Source organism: Hyphococcus lacteus (assembly GCF_041058985.1).
Lineage (GTDB): Bacteria > Pseudomonadota > Alphaproteobacteria > Caulobacterales > Parvularculaceae > Hyphococcus > Hyphococcus lacteus.
Genome location: NZ_JBEHZE010000001.1, coordinates 1,186,076 through 1,203,926, shown reverse-complemented (window position 1 = coordinate 1,203,926; position 17,851 = coordinate 1,186,076). Strand labels below are relative to the sequence as shown.

17 protein-coding genes and 1 tRNA gene are annotated in these 17,851 nt (G+C 52.1%); 8 read left to right on the top strand and 10 right to left on the bottom strand.

Annotation, left to right across the window (positions count from 1 at the left end):
• Window positions 1–250: 250 nt before the first annotated feature.
• Entirely contained in the window at window positions 251–928 is a 678-nt protein-coding gene (locus ABFZ84_RS05870; protein ID WP_369313013.1) for a hypothetical protein, read from the top strand.
• Window positions 929–949: 21 nt separating this feature from the next.
• Here the strand turns inward: ABFZ84_RS05870 and ABFZ84_RS05865 are convergent, their stop codons facing one another.
• From ABFZ84_RS05865 to ABFZ84_RS05855, 3 genes are read right to left on the bottom strand one after another with little or no spacing between them, the layout of a single operon-like run.
• A complete protein-coding gene (locus ABFZ84_RS05865) occupies window positions 950–1,903 on the bottom strand; it encodes a prephenate/arogenate dehydrogenase family protein (protein WP_369313011.1) in 954 nt (317 codons plus the stop codon).
• A complete protein-coding gene (hisC, locus tag ABFZ84_RS05860) occupies window positions 1,893–2,990 on the bottom strand; it encodes a histidinol-phosphate transaminase (protein ID WP_369313010.1) in 1,098 nt (365 codons plus the stop codon). The genes ABFZ84_RS05865 and hisC overlap by 11 nt, the downstream gene beginning before the upstream one ends.
• 60 nt (window positions 2,991–3,050) lie before the next feature.
• A complete protein-coding gene (locus ABFZ84_RS05855; RefSeq protein ID WP_369313008.1) occupies window positions 3,051–3,803 on the bottom strand; it encodes a class I SAM-dependent methyltransferase in 753 nt (250 codons plus the stop codon).
• Window positions 3,804–3,920: 117 nt separating this feature from the next.
• Here ABFZ84_RS05855 and gloB point away from each other — a divergent pair, with 117 nt between their 5' ends.
• Window positions 3,921–4,688: a hydroxyacylglutathione hydrolase gene (gene gloB / locus ABFZ84_RS05850; protein WP_369313007.1), complete on the top strand. Its 768-nt coding sequence runs from the start codon at window positions 3,921–3,923 to the stop codon at window positions 4,686–4,688.
• 5 nt (window positions 4,689–4,693) lie between these two features.
• On the opposite strand, the gene ABFZ84_RS05845 is transcribed toward gloB, so the two are convergent.
• The 4 genes from ABFZ84_RS05845 to ABFZ84_RS05830 form a co-directional block, all read right to left on the bottom strand.
• Window positions 4,694–5,503, bottom strand: a complete 810-nt coding sequence (locus ABFZ84_RS05845) for an IclR family transcriptional regulator (protein WP_369313006.1) — start codon at window positions 5,501–5,503, stop codon at window positions 4,694–4,696.
• 172 nt (window positions 5,504–5,675) lie between these two features.
• The gene (locus tag ABFZ84_RS05840) at window positions 5,676–7,391 is read right to left on the bottom strand and encodes a TadG family pilus assembly protein (protein ID WP_369313005.1); all 1,716 of its coding nucleotides are present in this window, start codon (window positions 7,389–7,391) and stop codon (window positions 5,676–5,678) included.
• On the bottom strand, window positions 7,388–7,831 hold the full coding sequence (locus tag ABFZ84_RS05835) for a TadE/TadG family type IV pilus assembly protein (RefSeq protein WP_369313004.1): 444 nt from the start codon (window positions 7,829–7,831) through the stop codon (window positions 7,388–7,390). Before ABFZ84_RS05835 ends, ABFZ84_RS05840 begins: the two co-directional genes overlap by 4 nt.
• A gap of 283 nt (window positions 7,832–8,114) precedes the next feature.
• A tRNA-Gly gene (locus ABFZ84_RS05830) sits at window positions 8,115–8,188 on the bottom strand.
• 277 nt (window positions 8,189–8,465) lie between these two features.
• On the opposite strand from ABFZ84_RS05830, the gene ABFZ84_RS05825 reads away from it, so the two are divergent.
• The 3 genes from ABFZ84_RS05825 (at window position 8,466) to ABFZ84_RS05815 (ending at window position 11,017) form a co-directional block, all read left to right on the top strand.
• Window positions 8,466–9,305 (top strand): lipid-binding SYLF domain-containing protein, encoded by an 840-nt coding sequence (locus ABFZ84_RS05825; protein ID WP_369313002.1) that lies wholly within the window; start codon window positions 8,466–8,468, stop codon window positions 9,303–9,305.
• A 105-nt stretch (window positions 9,306–9,410) separates the two neighbouring features.
• Window positions 9,411–10,346, top strand: coding sequence for a radical SAM protein (locus ABFZ84_RS05820; protein ID WP_369313001.1), 936 nt, complete (start codon window positions 9,411–9,413; stop codon window positions 10,344–10,346).
• Between the two features lie 8 nt (window positions 10,347–10,354).
• A complete protein-coding gene (locus ABFZ84_RS05815) occupies window positions 10,355–11,017 on the top strand; it encodes a DUF938 domain-containing protein (RefSeq protein ID WP_369313000.1) in 663 nt (220 codons plus the stop codon).
• A gap of 681 nt (window positions 11,018–11,698) precedes the next feature.
• On the opposite strand, the gene sugE is transcribed toward ABFZ84_RS05815, so the two are convergent.
• Window positions 11,699–12,019, bottom strand: a complete 321-nt coding sequence (sugE, locus tag ABFZ84_RS05810) for a quaternary ammonium compound efflux SMR transporter SugE (RefSeq protein WP_369312998.1) — start codon at window positions 12,017–12,019, stop codon at window positions 11,699–11,701.
• 342 nt (window positions 12,020–12,361) lie between these two features.
• On the opposite strand from sugE, the gene ABFZ84_RS05805 reads away from it, so the two are divergent.
• Complete coding sequence (locus tag ABFZ84_RS05805; protein ID WP_369312997.1) at window positions 12,362–13,606, top strand: MFS transporter; 1,245 nt, start codon at window positions 12,362–12,364, stop codon at window positions 13,604–13,606.
• Between the two features lie 16 nt (window positions 13,607–13,622).
• Here the strand turns inward: ABFZ84_RS05805 and ABFZ84_RS05800 are convergent, their stop codons facing one another.
• A complete protein-coding gene (locus ABFZ84_RS05800) occupies window positions 13,623–14,699 on the bottom strand; it encodes a 2'-deoxycytidine 5'-triphosphate deaminase (protein ID WP_369312996.1) in 1,077 nt (358 codons plus the stop codon).
• A 167-nt stretch (window positions 14,700–14,866) separates the two neighbouring features.
• Here ABFZ84_RS05800 and apaG point away from each other — a divergent pair, with 167 nt between their 5' ends.
• Complete coding sequence (gene apaG, locus ABFZ84_RS05795) at window positions 14,867–15,307, top strand: Co2+/Mg2+ efflux protein ApaG (protein WP_369312994.1); 441 nt, start codon at window positions 14,867–14,869, stop codon at window positions 15,305–15,307.
• Between the two features lie 70 nt (window positions 15,308–15,377).
• A complete protein-coding gene (locus ABFZ84_RS05790) occupies window positions 15,378–16,853 on the top strand; it encodes a TrkH family potassium uptake protein (RefSeq protein WP_369312993.1) in 1,476 nt (491 codons plus the stop codon).
• A 4-nt stretch (window positions 16,854–16,857) separates the two neighbouring features.
• Here the strand turns inward: ABFZ84_RS05790 and ypfJ are convergent, their stop codons facing one another.
• Complete coding sequence (gene ypfJ, locus ABFZ84_RS05785; RefSeq protein WP_369314546.1) at window positions 16,858–17,730, bottom strand: KPN_02809 family neutral zinc metallopeptidase; 873 nt, start codon at window positions 17,728–17,730, stop codon at window positions 16,858–16,860.
• Window positions 17,731–17,851 lie beyond the last annotated feature (121 nt).

Below are 17,851 nucleotides of genomic sequence, written 5' to 3'. Positions count from 1 at the left end.
AATCTATCCTCTTACTGGGGTGAGGTCGGATCCTTTATTCTATCAAAAACGGGGGCTTTCTTTCAGAAAGCAACCAAAACCTCATCATGCACCAAGGCCTGAAAGCCTTTTAGTTGCGTATCTCCGAAACTTATACAGTCAATGATGGGAGTGTTACGCCATGAATACGGTTAAAACGATTCTATTCTGTTTATTCTCCACACTAACCTTTACTTCCTTTGCTCATTCACAAGATGCGGACGAGCGAAAAATGAGCATGATCACAATATTCGAGATCGAACCGGCAAAGACGGAGCAGTTCAAAGCTGCATGGGAAACCATTCGCGACACAGCCGAAGCGAATGATTATCCCTATACTGATATGGTTGGATCTTGGCGTAATACGCATTGGATGGTTACGCCGCTCAAAAATTTCGCTGATGTTGACTCTCTGATGGCCGCCCGGGATGCTGTCGAAGAGGCTGGCGGAAAGCGATTTATAAAGGCCGTAGATAATTTCGTCGGGTCAATGACAAACTCGCATACATTCTTTGTTATGAATGATTCAGAACTATCCTACTGGCCAGATGGTGCCGAGGCGGGGCCTTTTATGGAAATTGACACATTCCATTATAAATATGGGGCCAAAGACGAAATGCGCACCATTCTATCCGAATACAAAGCGCTTATGGCCGAAATGGAAAGCCCGTATCCTTATCAAGTGAGTTGGGACGGTATTGGTACGGAGGGAAATTCGGTCACTATCGTCTCCTATTCAAAAGACGCTGTGGCACTTGCCCAAGCAAATGCCGCTATGGGTGAAATGATGGACGGAAACAAAAAATCCGAAGCGTTGTTTGATCGCTATCGAAAAATCTCTACCGGTTCCGAAACCATGTATGGCAAATACAATGCGGAAGCATCTATCAATCCGCCCAATATGGAATAACCAGACCATCCGGAGAGGGAGTTAGTCTTCCTCTCCGGTATCGCCTGATTGATCGCGGCCAAAATTCGGAACATCCGTTTCTTGCCCGGCATCGACAATTGCTCGGCGCAAACTACGGCCACGCGAAAACGCCTCAAACAACACATCAGCATCTCCCCAACGAATAGCACGCTGCATCACCGCAAGTTCCTCTGAGAACCGCCCTAAAACCTCCAAAACCGCTTCACGATTATTGAGGAACACGTCGCGCCACATAACCGGGTCTGACGCGGCGATTCGCGTAAAATCGCGGAACCCCCCTGCCGAATACTTGACCACTTCGCCCGGTGCCACCGATTCGATATCATCAGCAGCACCAACAAGCGTGAATGCGATTAAATGCGGAATATGGCTCGTGACAGCTAGCGCGAGGTCATGATGCGCCGCATCCATGATCTCGACCTCCGCACCAATGGCTGTCCATAACACAGACGCTTGCTTCACTGCATCAAGATAAGCATCGTCACTTCGTTCGAGCGGCGTTAGAATACACCAACGGTTTTCGAACAACGTCGCAAAGCCAGCTTCAGGGCCCGATTGCTCTGTACCCGCAACGGGGTGACACGGCACAAAATGAATTCTATCCGGTAATGATTTTGCCGCTTCAGCCACGACCCCCTTGACCGACCCTACATCAACAATAAGCACACCATCGGGCGCGCACTCAGCGAGCGTTGTACAAATCTCAGTCAATGCCCCGACCGGCGTTGAGAGAATAATCAGATCAACGTTTTCGACCCCTGCTTTAAGATCAGAAAAGCCATCATCAATAACATCAATTTTTCTGGCTCGCGCCAGAATTTCTGGGTCACTATCAACCCCAACAATTCGATCAACAACGCCTCGTTCGCGCAAAGCCCGGGCGATAGATGATCCGATAAGACCTACACCAACGATTACGGCGCGTTTAAATTTTAGTGGATTACTATTTTTCACAGTCAAACTTCTCAGAAAGCAAATCAATTAACTTACGGTTTCCCGCCTTGGTGCCGATGCTGATGCGCAAATATTCACTGAGTTGGTAGCTTCCCATCTCACGCACAATCACACCATTTTCCTTTAGATAAGTATGAATATCGGCGGCCCGGCGGCCATTCTGGTCTGGAAACTTTACCAACACGAAATTCCCATAACTTCGAACAAAAGAAAGTCCCATGCCGCCTAATTGTTGTTCCAAGAAGTTTCGTTCTTCGCGGTTGTGATCTCGGTTTCGCTGAATAAATGCCTGATCATCAAGCGCGGCTATACCAGCCGCTTGGGCAGCCATCGTGATGTTAAATGGGCCACGAATACGATTTAGCACATCGGCAATAGCTTCCGGGCAATACCCCCAACCAAGCCGAACCGCAGCCAAGCCATAAATTTTTGAAAATGTCCGCGTCATGACGACATTGTCAAATTCTTCAACCAAGGCTTCGCCCGCGATATAATCTGGTTCTTCAACAAATTCTGCATAAGCAGAATCAATCACCAACAAGACGTCTTCTCTCAATTCCTCGCGAAGACGTCGCAATTCATCTTCAGTAATGTAAGTGCCCGTGGGGTTGTTCGGGTTAGCGATAAACACAACCCGTGTGCGCTCATCCACTTCAGCCAACAACGCATCCACATTAGTCGTCAGGTTTTCTTCGGCCGCAAAACGAGCGGTCGCGCCACAACTTTGAGCGGCAATCGCGTACACCAAAAACCCATGCTTACTCTGAACAATGTTGTCGCCCTCACCCACATAGGCATTGGTCAGAAGTTGCAAAATTTCGTCAGATCCCGCACCACAAACGACACGCGCTGGATCGATATTATGAACCTCACCGATTTTTGCGCGCAATGCGGTTGAACCACCGTCTGGATATAGAAAAAGAGATCCCGCAACATCGCCATAGGCAGCGATAGCCTTTTCGCTAGCGCCGAGCGCAGACTCGTTTGACGACATCTTAAAAATCTCAGACGCGCCCGGTGCTGCCGATGCGCCCGGCACATAAGCTTCAATATCAAGGATGCCTGGGCGGGGCCTCGGAAGAGCCATCGAAAATTCCTTACAAATTACGTGCCCGGTCTATAGCGACCTCTATCCCTGACTTGCAAGTTATGTGTGGTTATCGCGTCGGGATTGGTGGCGAAGCGGCTGCGGCGCTGCGATAGCTGGTCGAATAGCGCGCACGCCAGCTCGGCTAGCAAGGCCAACCGGGGTCAGCATATCCTTTTCGGCCTCAACCATGACCACCCCCCCAAGGCCGGGCCAAAGCATAGCGCCTGCCCGTTCCCAGGTTTTCGCGACCCGCACCAATAGCTTTCCGCTTACGGGCGGGAAAAACAATGCGCTATCCCACGCAGTCGGCCGCAAAATCGAATCCCGCAACAACCCCTCTAACCGCCGCCTGAGGTAAGGTCGTCCCGCGGCGAATGGCGTTGTATCAATTACCGACCAAAGACCGCGCCGGTGTGAAGCCACGATAATGACACGCCCGTCATCCTTCAACACACGCCACACCTCGCGCATCAAACGCTGGGGTGCTGGTGCCTCTTCAAGACCATGCACAATCAAGACCCGGTCGAGGCTAGCATCAGCAATTGGCCATTCATATTCGCGGACAAGACATGCAGCATTTGCCTTTCCGTGCGGCCAGCGAATAACACCTTGACCACCTGGTGCCAGTGCAAACCGCGCTGTGGCTTCGTCTAACGCCTCAAGATAAGGGTTGGTATAGCCAAAACCTGCGATTTTAAGGCCAGTGCCCTTGCCCCAAGCCGCAGCGATGCGGTTCACGATAAAATCCCGCGCAACGCCCCCAAGCGGCGAGCGGTAAAAATCGTGAATGTCGAGAATATCTGTCCGCATTCTACACCTATCGGTACGCCTTTTAGCTTCTTTGCAACGCCCCATGGCGTTCGCTATGCTGGGTGTCGACATCAGCCGCCCATAATGGACACCGACCTAGTTAATAGGAAATTACCCATGCCGATAGAGATACGCCAAATCCCCTGTCTTTCCGATAATTATGGCTATCTCGTACGCGATGCGACCAGCGGACTTGTTGCATCAATCGACACCCCCGATCCAGAAGCGATTAATCAGGCACTGGAAAGCGCCGGATGGAAGCTAACCCACATTCTCAACACACATCACCATTATGACCATGCAGGCGGAAATTTAGCCCTGAAAGAAAAATGGTCCTGTGAGATTATCGGCCCGCGCGGTGAGCAGGAGAAAATTCCGGGTATTGACCGTGCTGTCGGTAATGGCGACACCGTAGCGCTAGGGCCAACCACCGCATCCGTTCTCGACACACCGGGTCATACGGCGGGCCATGTCATCTATCATTTCAAGGGTGATGATGTGGCTTTCGTTGGTGATACAATTTTCGCGATGGGGTGTGGTCGCTTGTTCGAGGGAACACCGGATCAGATGTGGGCATCACTTCAGAAAATCTCCACCATGCCGCCCGAAACCAAACTATATTGCGCACACGAATATACCAAGGCCAATGCCGCTTTCGCCCTTAGCGTCGACCCTGACAACACGGCGCTACAACACCGTGCGGCCGAAGTTGACGCCATGCGCGAAAAAAACATTCCCACCGTTCCCACAACGGTCGGACAGGAACTTGCAACAAATCCTTTTCTGCGCCCCGACGATGGCGCCCTGCAGGCCACAATCGGGTTATTGGGGGCATCAACCGTTGATGTTTTTGCAAAAACGCGCGCCCTAAAGGACTCGTTTTAATCTGCTCACACCGCAATTTTTTCTTCGATCAAAGTCGCATCAAAATATCCACGCTTTGGCAAAGAGAATTTTTTACAAAACCGCAAAAGAGTTTCGACTTCTGTTCCACCAATAGAAGAGTGTTCGTCTCCCATTGAAACCAAAGTAACACAGGCAACAACCTGATCATTTATCGAGAAAATCGGGGCGGCAATGCTTTGACGATCCTGCACCAGCGCACTTGAATAACATGCTACCTTGTCTCGGCGAACCTCTTTTAATTTTGGCTGAACTTGCCGCGAAAATTCAGCGATTCGTTTTGCATCCCCACCGGCCTCCCGTGCGATCATCTTCGCGAGCAACGTATCACTAACAAAAGAAGCGAATGCCAAACCCGTAGCTGATGCGAATATTGGAAATGACACACCAGGGCCGATCATCGCAATGGCTGGCGTTTTGGAACGTTCACAACGCACAACCGTAGGGCCCAATTCACTCCAAACCGCTATAAAAGCATCCACATCAAGCCGTTCAACAAGATCCGTAAGCGCATCACCTGCGCGATTAATAACATCGACACGATTTACCGCTGCAAGCCCCAGCCTCATGGTTGCAACACCAAGATCATAAGTGCCGGATTTAAACGCCTGGCTCAAAAGCCCGCAGCGACAAAGGCTTTGCAGATAGCGATGTGCTTTACTGGGGCTGACGCCCGCTTTTACACCAATTTCCTTTAGCGAAATCGGCCCATCATGCTTGGCAACGACATCCAAAATTGTAAACGCGCTACTGACTGATTTAATACAAGATCCGGCATCTGCGGTCTCGGTATTCATTAGTTCCCCTTTCTCAAAATGCATGCTCGTGGCAAATATTGATGCAACCGGATGATTCCGGATCGCCATCAAATACAGCCCAAACATTCTGAGTGGGGCCCATTCTTCTGAAAGGGGGTCCACAAATTACAACAAACGGCTCTAAACAAACTCTTAACGCGTCCGTATCAGCCTATTCAACCAAGACGGCGTGGTCGCATTTGGCCCCGTTGACGCGAAAATCACCCTCGCCCAAACCGATCCCCAACGCTTCCAACAGTTGGTCAATAATATCGCCGACAGGCGACACGATCTTACCCAAGGAATTGGGTACAACGGTCCTCGTCAGCGTCCCTGTCCCTAAACCTAATCCGAGCGCATTCACATCAAGCTCTAGGTCATCAACCAGATTTTCCACCATGCGCGCCGTCACATCATCTGTGCGCGTTGTTTTAATTGACCCACTCACAATGTCATTCCATCCAAAATCGAGCACGCTTCCATACCCGGCCTCGGTTCCGACATGGGCCTTACCGTAGACCTTTAACGCCGGTGTCCTAATAATTTTTGCCCGATCAACATGACGGCTCATTTTATTTCTTGAAACATCAACATCGCCAATCCAGGCGTCAATCAATGATGATGCACCGCGAAGCCGAACGGTAACATTTTCGATCCGCCCACCGGGGCATTCGACGCCTACCAATTCCCCACTAGCCCGTGCAAGCTCAAGATAAAGTGGCAACCGCACGGTTGCACTCGACAACAAACCTTCTCCACCAATCGCTGCTTCAATAAACATACGCGCCTGAACGTTCGATGCGACCTGACCACCTTGACCAACAGAAAGCCATGGTGAACTTTGAATCGGCTCCCCAAGGTCAAGCGTCACATCAACCGACGTGAGGCCCGGTACTGAAGCTGATAGATCAAGCTCAATGATGCCGTCGCCATTCGTAACGATAGCGTTTGCCATCACCATATCGAAGATTGAAATGTAAGCTGGAAAGCCTGGCCCCACAGGCTCGCCCAGCGAAATTGTACCGGCTGGCCCCAAGTCTATCACTTTGCGTAGATCAATTTCTCCACCAATATTTCCGACGGATGCGGATAGCGTGTTCAACGCCATCGCAGCATCACTATCACCATTCACCGCAATGATCGCATTGATAATTTCATCAAGCCTCGGTTCGCTGTTCAGTACATCAGCATATGAACCTGTGCCGATGTCCATTTCGAGAGCAAGGGCATTCACAAAACTGAACACTTCAATATCGGCTATTTGCATATTTTTGTAATCAAGAGCCGTCATCGAGATATTCGTACCGATCAGACCACCGAGTAATTGATTGAGCAATCCGTCATCAATCGATGCTAGCCGAGAGCCGACAGAGAACGCTGCAAGTGCGCGTCGACTGGCTGTCGCACGTACCGAAATGTCTGGTGCAGTCGCGACCTTATCCAGAAAATTATATTTCGATTTCTTACGAATAGTAACGCGCGCTGCGTTGTAAGGTGTTTGGCCGACAACAAAACGAGCTTTATAATGCAAATCTGGATTCGGCACATAACGCCCTGGCTCAACTTGAATTTGGGTTTTTGTTTTTACGGCTTTTTCGCGCTCATCGTCTTCCATCTGGCCTAATTCGACCTCGCTGACCGTATCATATCCATTGATACTTAGTATTTCACGAGCCGCCCGTTCAGGATTGGTTGGGTCTTGCGCCGCAATGATCGCAGCAATATCGACGATACCTTGCGCTTTGCGTTTTTCAGTAAATAGCAGCATTAAATCGACGCCAAACCCAATGCAGAACACGCAAATTGGCAACACCGCAGCAAAAATAAAATAGATTGAACCAGACCGATCACTGGAAAAATGCTTTACCGTCCCATGAATTTTTTTCATGCCCCGAATCCTCCATTCTGGATCGACGCACGGCCTTTTATCTCCCGCGTTGGAAACGGGAGGAAGCCCGCAATATTCCAAACAGGTAATTCATCCGCATAGAAAATTATCTCTACATTAAACTGATTGGCTACCGCATCACTATCATTGACGATAATCTTTAATTTATCCGACCTGAGAAAAACATAACTACCCACATTGGCCTTCATATAAGCCTTTGCGATATACGTTCGCTCTGCTTCATCTGCTCCCGCGATGGTGGCGCGCGCAACATCCGATGTGAGCTGACGCACCGAATGAACCGCACCAAGATAAATACCACCACTCAACATTCCGAGGATCATCATCAAAAACACTGGTGCAACGATTGCGAATTCGACCGCCGCTGCACCACCGCTTGATCTAAAAAATTTCTGACAAATATACCTGATGTAACACATAGCACTCTCCCGCTGCTGCATGTCGCGACCATGAACATCCGGCACTGAAGATTTTATTTAGATTATCGGTAAGCGGATTAATAATGTAAAACGCCGATTTTCCGATAACTTTCCCTAAACCGAAATAGATTTCAGCTTTCAAAATAGTCGCAGCGCCGCACGTCCCCAAAATCTTTTTGAGTTCACTTGGGCGAAATATCATCCGCAATTTCTGGACAGTTTTCCGAATAACGGAACACCAATCGGAACTATGTTCAAAAACGCTGACCTGAACTTCTATCGATGGAGCGGGTGAAGGGAATCGAACCCTCGTCGTAAGCTTGGGAAGCTTCTGCTCTACCATTGAGCTACACCCGCCAAAGGCCAGATCCGGACCTAAAGCCACCAAATCATGCGGTCTTTGAGCACCTAACGTGTCGCCTTCGGAACCGAAAAGGTCAAGACAGTGTTTTTTAGGCCGATACGGAGCCGAAAGGGTCTCGACGTGGCGAGCAAATCTCACCAAGAATTCATGTTCGGATCGCGTCATTGCCATCTTTCGGTCAGCGCGAACACTATTATGTATATGCCGCAATAGCGGATTCTGACCGAGCGCGCCGTCGCGCGCTGGTTGGCTTATGAAAGGAGGCCAGTAATGACGACATGGCTGGTGAAGGCACAAGTTTTGAGAATTTTTAGCGCGATCATGGCCGCGGTTATGGTGACGCTGGTCCCGGCAAACGCCAAACCAAAGGCACAAAAAGCCGAAGAGCTTATCGTCAAGGCTGCCGATACGGTAACCTATTTTGCAAATGACAGCGCCTATGAACCCCTTTGGGGCGCGGCCGACGATGCCAAAGCAATGGTCATCATCCCCCGCTCGCTTCGTGGCGGTTTTATCGTCGGCGCTTCGGGCGGCAACGCAGTGATGCTGGCGCGCAATCCGGACGGTAGCTGGTCGGAACCAACTTTCTTTACCATCGGGTCCCTTTCCTTTGGTTTTCAGGCCGGTGTCGAAGGGTCCGAAACTGTTCTTTTGGTCATGACCCAGCGTGGCATGGAGCACCTGCTCTCGACCACGGTAAAGCTCGGGGCTGACCTTTCCGTTGCTGCGGGGCCTATTGGTGCCGGCGCAAAAGCACAGACCGTTGACGTTCTGGCGTTCTCCCGCTCGCGCGGCCTTTATGGCGGCATCAGCCTTGAGGGTGCTGTGTTGAAATCGCGCGGTAGCTGGAATCGCGAGTATTATCAGGCCAACGTCACCCCGGCCGATATCATCTATCGTGAGCAAGTTTCTCAGCCCCATTCGCGTATTCTGCAGAACGCCGTTTGGGCGTTGGCGCATCGCGATCAGCCCGGCGCACAACCAACAATGATGGCACCAGTTCAACCGGCACGCGTTGACCCGGTGACAGGCGAACCATTGCCGGAAAGCCCCCAATATGAAGACGATGCGATTTACGGCGCACCGTTGGCCCCAATCGAAGACAACTAAAATAGTTTGGCCCTTAACGCCGAATTGATCCGCAAATGAGCGCCCGTCAGTTGATACTGGCGGGCGTTTTCGCGCATGGTGGCGTTCTATTTTTCCTTGAAGGTAATGATGACAACACAAGCGGAGCAAAAATTTCAGCATCCTGATAAAACCGCTGATGGAAAACTGCGTGCTCAGGTTGCATTCACCGGTCTCGAAACTTTGTGGGTCAATACCGGTACGCTCTGCAACGTCGAATGCGCCCATTGCTATATCGAATCTTCGCCACAAAATGATCGCCTTACCTATATCACGGCTACTGAACTCGAACCCTTTCTCAACGAAGCTCATGCCATGGGCGCAAACGAAATTGGGTTTACTGGCGGTGAGCCATTCATGAACCCCCACATGGTCGAGATGACCGAGATCGCGTTGGAACGCGGGTTTCAGGTTTTGATTCTGACCAATGCCATGCGCCCGATGATGCGCCCCCGAACCACAGAGCGATTGCCCGTGCTGCAAAAGCGCTTTGGAAACGCTCTTGCTATGCGGGTCAGTGTCGATCATTACACGCGCCAAGGCCACGATACCGAGCGAGGCACAGGCTCTTTTGACGCCGCTCTAATAGGAATCAAATGGCTGACAAAACACGGCTTTTCGATCTCTATCGCTGGACGCGGGTTGAGCAGAGAGGACGAAACACAGTTGCGCGCCGGTTTCGCCGCCATGTTTCGCGAACATGCGATTGCGCTTGATGCAAACGATCCCGCATCACTTATTCTGTTCCCGGAAATGGACGAAGAAAGCGACGTTCCGGAAATCACCACTGATTGCTGGGGCATTTTAGAAAAATCCCCCACGGCGGTTATGTGCGCTTCTTCGCGGATGCTGGTAAAACGCAAAGGCGCATCTTCGCCCGTGGTTCTGTCTTGCACTTTGCTGCCCTATGATCGGCAATTTGAAATGGGCGACACACTTGGCGAAGCGGCAAAGCCCGTAAAACTCAACCACCCCTTTTGCGCCCAATTTTGCGTCCTTGGTGATGCAAGCTGTTCCGGATAAGGATTATCATGACGAATAAACAAACCCCTTTTGAAACCGCCCTCGAAAATCGTGACAGTGATGGCACGAAGCTTTTTTCGCCATCGACCGCCCGAAACCGGGACCCAATACGCAAAACCTTTCTTGAGACGATGCCACACACCGGCAAAATTCTCGAAGTGGGCGCAGGTACCGGTGAACACGCCGTCCACATTGCCAGCGCACTTCCCGACGTAACGTGGCACACTGGGGACCCCGACCCATCTGCGCGCGCGTCTATTATGGCTTGGTTGCGCGATGCGGCCTTGCCTAACCTTTCGGGACCACACGCAATTGATGTGAGCACGGAAGAATGGGGCATCGAGGCCGATGGCCCGTTTGATGGCCTGCTTTCCATCAACATGATCCACATCGCCCCTTTCGCCGCAGCTCAGGGGCTGTTCGCAGGTGCAGAGAGAATTCTCGCACCTGCGGGAAAACTTTTTCTGTATGGGCCTTTTTCTAAAGACGGTATTCATATATCGCCCTCTAATGAAACGTTTGATCGAAGCCTAAAATCGCGCAATCCGCATTGGGGCATTCGCGATATTGACGCCGATTTACTGCCCTTGGCCGAAAAAAATGGGCTTAGCCTTGAGCGCATTGTATCAATGCCCGCGAATAACCTCTCTCTGATCCTCAGGAAAAACTGACAAGCAACTGAATCCACTGCCGAGTTTTTCCCCTCAATTCCTGTGCGGATTTTGTGGAAAATTATGATTCGACGTCACCTGTAAAATTTGTATCCTGAATATGTTCCGCGGTCCTATCGACAAATCGCAGCGCTTACCTAGAGGCGGGTTGGACGGACAGAACGGAAGGATGCGCGACCGGATGCTACGCTCAGTTGAAATTCGGTCAACAAAGCAAAGGTGAGCTTTGTGACATCAGCCGGGCCTGAGCGGTCCGTCTCTGCACGGAGGGTTGAAAAATTTTCCGCAAGCAGAGAACCGATATCACCGTGTGTAGCGGGCCAGCTGCAAACCGGTGAGCGACATTAACGCCTTGTGACGGCGCGAGCCTGATACGAGGAAGAAGTGGCGCTGGCTCCAATGACGTGAAACTACGGACGTGGCAAAACACGAATGTCGGCAGCCACGACCCGAGATTTACGCCCAAAGAGTCTAGCGGATGAAGACGAGAGCGGAAACGGTTTTGTTTAACACTCGCGCTGGAGAGCATTCGAATTCTCACTGGATTGGGGTGTGCTTCAGATTTTTTCGCGAAAGCGGAAAGAAAGGGCGTCGCGCAAGCGTCGCCCTTTTTCGTATTGGCTTCGACTGTCTTGGCACCGGCTGACGTTGAACTCTTTAGCGCAACGTTTCGCCGCGACCCTAACTCACCGTGAACAGCTTTAGCCCAACAATCCCCGCAACGATGAGCGCGACACAAAGCAATCGAGCGATATCGGCTTGCTCCGCAAAAAACACGATCCCAAAAATGACGGTCCCGATCGTTCCGATCCCGGTCCACACCGCGTATGCGGTCCCAAGTGGCAAGTTGCGCACTGCAAGCCCGAGCAGAGTCATACTGATCACCATGGCCGTCACCGTGCCGACTGTTGGCCAAAGACGGGTGAAACCTTCGGTATATTTGAGCCCCACCGCCCAGCCGACTTCGAACAACCCTGCCAAAATTAGAATAAACCAAGCCACGCCCTATCTCCTGCGTTAGCGATAGGGTCGTCCCCATCAAAATGTTGGAAAACCGCCGGGTCGTCCCGACAACACCAAGAATGGCGTTCGTCCATGGATTTTTCAAGACAAAACAATCGTTGGTGATTTCTGAATTTTGAGACGTTACGACCATTTGATTACTCCTCGAACACACCAGAGGATAAGGCCAACAGTATGGAGTGTGGATAGTTTTCCCATTCGACAGACAGCCAAAGCGCTTTCACCCGGCAAATGGTTGTAACTGCGCCAATTATGTGTACTGCCTTAGGGTGCCCGCGCCCCCCGATGTTACGCGCGGCGACACAACGAGGTGGCCTTTCGATGGGCAAGGTAATCCGTATTCTTTCGGCATTATTGATCGCATCATTCTTTCTGATTGCCGGGAATGGACTCCAAGGCACACTACTTTCCGTACGTGGCGACCTCGAAGGGTTTTCGCTTCTTCTGATTGGTATGTTGATGTCCGCCTACTATGTGGGCTTTATCGCAGGATGCCATTTCGCCCCGCGTATGGTGAAACGCGCCGGACATATCCGAACCTTTACCGCGTTGGCGTCAATCGCGTCCGCTGCTGCGATTGCTTATGCACTGGCCGCAGAACCTATTTTCTGGATTGGCCTACGGGTCATCACGGGGTGTGCGCTGGCCGGGCTTTATATGATCATCGAAAGCTGGATCAACGAAACCGCATCAAATGATAATCGCGGGCGCATTCTTGCCGTGTATCGAATGGTTGACCTCGGGGCACTAACGATCGGCCAAGCGCTTTTGGCCGCCGCAGATCCGGCGGCTTTTACGCTGTTTGCACTGGTATCAATCTTAATTTCCCTGGCGCTGGTACCGGTCGCGATGACAACGACAAGCCAGCCAAAACCAATCGCAAATACAGAACTCAATTTACCGAAACTCTTTCGTATATCTCCGCTCGCGGCATCGGGGTGCTTATCCGCCGGTGCTGCAAACGGTGCGTTTTGGGCAGTAGGTGCCGTCTATGTTCAGCATATTGGATATAGCGTTGACACCGTTGCGGTTTTTATGGCGACCGTCGTCATTGCCGGTGCCGTATCACAATGGCCAATCGGTCTGTTATCAGATCAAATTGACCGACGCCTTGTCATTATCACAGTTTCGATCGCCTGCGCGGCAAGCGGGATTCTTTTAGCCATAACCGGCACCAGTTCGATGCAGGCACTACTCATTGGCGGCATGTGTTTCGGTCTTAGCGGAATGCCAATTTTTGGTCTTTCCGTCGCCCATGCCAATGACCGCGCGGAACCTCATGAATATGTCACGCTCGCCGCTGGCTTACTTTTGCTTTATGGGGTTGGTGCCGTTGCTGGCCCGCTCATCGCAACGTCTGTCATGAGTCAATTCGGTGCGCAAACATTGTTTGGGCATACATCGGTAATATACATTGCGCTTGCTTTGTTCGGGCTGTTCCGTCTATTGGTTAGCGATCGCCCATCAAGAAAACAACGCGAGGACTTTGTCGCAGTACCGCGCACATCGCCAATGGTGTTTGAAATTGATCCACGCGGTGAGGACGAAGAAGAAACTAGTCAATAATACTTACACTAAGTATTTATGACCGAAAATGTTTCGATAGTTTCAACCCCTGCCCCTGATAGTTCGACTTCACCGCCGCACCATAAAGGTTTTGTGGACGCTCGGCCATGCGCTCATAGACCAGTCTCGCAACCAACTGACCATCCTCAAGAACAAATGGTGCATCATGGCTGCGGACTTCCAAAACCCCGCGCGAGCCATTGGTGCCCTTTTCCGACCAGCCGAAACCGGGATCAAAAAACCCAGCATAGTGCACCCGGAATTCGCCAAGACCGGGACTTATGGGCGTCATTTCAGCGGCATAATCAGGCGGAATTGCTAGCGCTTCTTTCGACGCCAGAATATAGAACTCATCCGGATCAAGAATGATAAACCCAGAAGAGGGCTGATTAATCGGTTCGAAAAAATCGTTTGGGTCAAGCCCGCCAACTTTGTCCACATCAATCAACGCAGAATGTCGCCGCGCACGCCAGCCAATCATACCGTCATCAGCGCTCAGTGCGACCGACAGACCAAGCCCATCCATAATATCCGCATCATCATCAACTAGCGGCGCTTGTTTGTGCAAATCCGCGAGGGCCTGATCGTCAAGCAAACAATCCCCCACCTTTAGTCGTAGCTGATTGAGGCTTGAGCCTTGTCGTGCTAAGATTGAAAACGTTCGTGGGCTGATCTCTGCGTAAAGCGGGCCATTATAACCCACGGGGATTTCATCGAACGCTGTGCCATAATCCGTCACCAAACGCACAAAGACATCAATTCGCCCGGTTGAGCTTTTGGGATTTGCCGCACCTTCAACCGTTGGTGGCAATGCAAGGCGTTCATTAAGCTCAACGAGGTAAACACAACCGCGCTCAAACACTGCGCCATCCGCAAGGTCAATCGCCTGCATGGCGAGGCCATCATCAATTCTCGCCTTTACCGTGCGAACGCGCGAGGGAAGAAAAGATGCGCGGACACGCCACGCGCGTGCACCCAGCGTTAAATCTAGACTAGCAGGTTGAAGCCGCGCACTGTCACCGCCCGTAATCACGCCCGCTTCCATAAGCTGTGCGATCATTTCTGCGGGCAATACGCCGTCACGAAGGGTCATGCCATCCACCATGATTGTTCGTTTGCCCGCACTAGCGCCCCTTGGCAAGAGGTGACGCCGCTACGTGTAGCAAAAGACAGCTTTTCCCCGTGGCGTTGAATATGCGTTCTGTCTCTGGCGCAATGAAACGATGCAGCTTAGATTGAACAAAAAAGAGGACTGCGAGAATGGAATTGCAAGGTGGCGCAATGGCGAGGGGAGATCGCGGCGGCATAGATTATGAGCGCGTAACGCGGGGCATTCGCGTTAGCGTAAGCCCACGCTATCTGGATGATCAATCCGATCCAGAAGAGCCGCGCTATGTCTGGGCTTATACCATACGAATCAACAACGAGTCCGAACAGTCAATTCAGCTACGGACCCGCTATTGGCGTATTACTGATTCGCGCGGCGTCACCGATATCGTGGCAGGCGACGGCGTCGTTGGCGAACAGCCAGTGATTCGCCCCGGCGAAGGTTTTGAATACACCTCGGGTGCGCCGCTTACGACGCCATCAGGCATGATGGTTGGCGCATACGGCATGGAAACCACCGATGGTGAGGTGTTCGACGTGGATATCCCTGCGTTCTCCCTCGATAGTCCCCATGAAATGCGCCAAATCCATTAACGGGTGTTTGCTAAGACGGCGTGTGGTATTGACCCCCACGCGCAATAGCAAAGGCTGACGAGCGCAATACATGCTGAATTTCCGTCCCATCTTTTTGGTTATGGGTGTGCTGGTCGCAGCGCTGGGTGTGTTCATGCTCATCCCCATGACCGCAGACCTGTTGTCGCCAGATCCGCTTCACCGTGCTGACTGGTCGGCTTTTGCCATTGGCGCCGTCGCGTCCATCATGATCGGTGGCGGTGCGGCCGCCGCAAGTTGGGGCAATATCGAAACCATGAGCCTACGTGATGGTTTTTTGCTGACCACCGCAACATGGGTCGCACTTGTGACGTTCTCTGCGATCCCGCTCGCATTGGGCGGACTTGAGCTGAATTATGTGGATGCCTTTTTCGAAGCAATGTCGGGCCTCACCACCACCGGATCGACAGTGGTGATCGGATTGGACGATGCCCCGCCCGGCGCTTTGTTGTGGCGGTCGATGCTACAATGGCTTGGCGGTGTCGGTATTATCATCATGGCCTTTGCAGTGATGCCAGCGCTTAAAATCGGCGGGATGCAGCTTTTCAAAAACGAAGCGTGGGACACATCTGAAAAATTCATCGCCAATGCGACGAACTATTCGATCTCGCTTACCATGATCTATATTTTCTTCACTGCGCTTTGTTTTTTGATGTTGTGGGCATTCGGCATGAGCCCGTTTGACGCGATCAATCACGCTCTGACCACCATCTCGACTGGCGGTTTTTCCACCAAAGACGCATCGCTGGGTGCATTCCTGACCCAAGGCCGCGCGCCACTTGATCTGGTGGTGACGGTCTTCATGTTGATTGGCTCGCTACCATTCGGGATCTTCCTTGCGGCGATCTTGCGAGGCGCATGGAAGCGGCTTTTCACCGATAGCCAGATCCAGTTTTTCGCGGTGATGGTAACGGTTCTGACCCTGACGGTGATGTTGATCGTCACCAATGTCTATGATCACCTAAGTCTGTTTACGGCGTTCCGTCTCGCCATTTTCAACGTCACCTCGATCATGACCGGCACTGGTTTTTCATCGACCGATTATGATGTGTGGGGGCCGTTCGCCATCGCATTTTTCTTTTGCATTATGTTTATTGGTGGCTGTGCTGGTTCAACCTCCTGCGGAATGAAGGTCTTTCGTCTTCAAGTCGCGTTTGCGGCGCTATCAGTCTATGCCCGGCGCCTTGCTCACCCCAATGGCGTTTTCGTTGCGCGATACAATCATCGTCCGTTAACAGATGATATTTTTGTCTCGGTCCTTAGTTTCTTTTTTGTGTATTTCGCAATCTTCGCCACGCTGTCACTGGTGCTGGCGGGATTGGGGCTTGATACCCTGACGGCGATTTCATCAGCCGGCACCGCCGTCGCCAATGTCGGACCGGGTCTTGGGTCGATTGTCGGCCCGGCGGGCAATTTCGCCACCCTGCCCGACGCCGCAAAGCTCGCCCTTTCTGCCGGGATGCTGATGGGCCGCCTCGAATTCTTTACGGTCCTCGTCCTACTCTCCCCCAGCTTTTGGCGGGGTTGACCCCTCACAAACTCCCGGCACTGAACGTATCGCAGCGGTTCACATCGCCATTGCGATAGCCGATGGTGAACCAGTCTTGGCGTTGTTGTGATGTGCCGTGGGTAAAGCTTTCGGGTGTGACGCGGCGGCCCGCATTGCGCTGAAGGGTGTCATCGCCAATGGCGTTTGCGGCGCGAAGGCCCTCTTCTATGTCGCCAGCATCAAGAATCTTGCTGGTGCGGTCGGCATAATGGGCCCAAACCCCCGCATAGCAATCGGCCTGTAGTTCCATTTTCACCTGAAGGGCGTTTGCTTCAACCTCGTTTCCGGCGCGCTGTTGGGCCGAACGGACCTGGTTTGAAATGCCGGTTACGGTTTGAATGTGGTGGCCGACTTCGTGAGCGATCACATAGGCAGCTGCGAAGTCACCGGGCGCGCCAAAGCGTTCGGCCAGTTCGTTGAAAAACGACGTATCAAGATAAAGCTTTTTGTCGCCAGGGCAGTAAAACGGCCCAGACGCCGCCGACGCATAACCGCAGGCCGATGTCACACTGCCCGAGAACATCACCAAGGTTGGTTCGGGGTAGTCATTGGAGCCGAACAGTGTTGACCACACGTCTTCGGTCTCGGCCAAAATCACGCGGACAAAACGGGATGTATTGTCATCGGCGGGCGCGGCCTGTTGTGTGCTGGCTGATTGCCCCTGAAGCAACGAAACCGGGTTCACCCCGACCATATAAAGCCCAAGGCCAACCACCCCGAGGATCATCACCCCGCGAATGCCGAACCGGCCAATGATAAAGCGCAGCAACATGATAATGACGCCCGCGCCGCCCGCCGCCGCTGCGCCGCGCCGATCCTCTACATTGGCGCTTTCCCGCCGGCCCTGCCATTTCACCATGTCTCGGTCTCCTGTGATTAACCATGAATAAGCCGCAAAACGCCCGTCCTGTCGAGGGTCGAAGGCCCAAGGGGGCAACCGCTTGACTCTGTTGGGCCGGCATAGGACTTTCGGGCCG

Coding starts and splice junctions, on each gene's coding strand:
- ABFZ84_RS05825 (WP_369313002.1), top strand. CDS start 8,466: ATGACGACATGGCTGGTGAAGGCACAAGTTTTGAGAATTTTTAGCGCG.
- ABFZ84_RS05805 (WP_369312997.1), top strand. CDS start 12,362: ATGGGCAAGGTAATCCGTATTCTTTCGGCATTATTGATCGCATCATTC.
- hisC (WP_369313010.1), bottom strand. CDS start 2,990: ATGGCTCTTCCGAGGCCCCGCCCAGGCATCCTTGATATTGAAGCTTAT.
- ABFZ84_RS05790 (WP_369312993.1), top strand. CDS start 15,378: ATGCTGAATTTCCGTCCCATCTTTTTGGTTATGGGTGTGCTGGTCGCA.
- ABFZ84_RS05870 (WP_369313013.1), top strand. CDS start 251: ATGAGCATGATCACAATATTCGAGATCGAACCGGCAAAGACGGAGCAG.
- ABFZ84_RS05820 (WP_369313001.1), top strand. CDS start 9,411: ATGATGACAACACAAGCGGAGCAAAAATTTCAGCATCCTGATAAAACC.
- ABFZ84_RS05815 (WP_369313000.1), top strand. CDS start 10,355: ATGACGAATAAACAAACCCCTTTTGAAACCGCCCTCGAAAATCGTGAC.
- ABFZ84_RS05840 (WP_369313005.1), bottom strand. CDS start 7,391: ATGAAAAAAATTCATGGGACGGTAAAGCATTTTTCCAGTGATCGGTCT.
- ABFZ84_RS05800 (WP_369312996.1), bottom strand. CDS start 14,699: ATGACCCTTCGTGACGGCGTATTGCCCGCAGAAATGATCGCACAGCTT.
- ABFZ84_RS05845 (WP_369313006.1), bottom strand. CDS start 5,503: ATGAATACCGAGACCGCAGATGCCGGATCTTGTATTAAATCAGTCAGT.
- gloB (WP_369313007.1), top strand. CDS start 3,921: ATGCCGATAGAGATACGCCAAATCCCCTGTCTTTCCGATAATTATGGC.
- ABFZ84_RS05855 (WP_369313008.1), bottom strand. CDS start 3,803: ATGCGGACAGATATTCTCGACATTCACGATTTTTACCGCTCGCCGCTT.
- apaG (WP_369312994.1), top strand. CDS start 14,867: ATGGAATTGCAAGGTGGCGCAATGGCGAGGGGAGATCGCGGCGGCATA.
- ABFZ84_RS05835 (WP_369313004.1), bottom strand. CDS start 7,831: ATGTGTTACATCAGGTATATTTGTCAGAAATTTTTTAGATCAAGCGGT.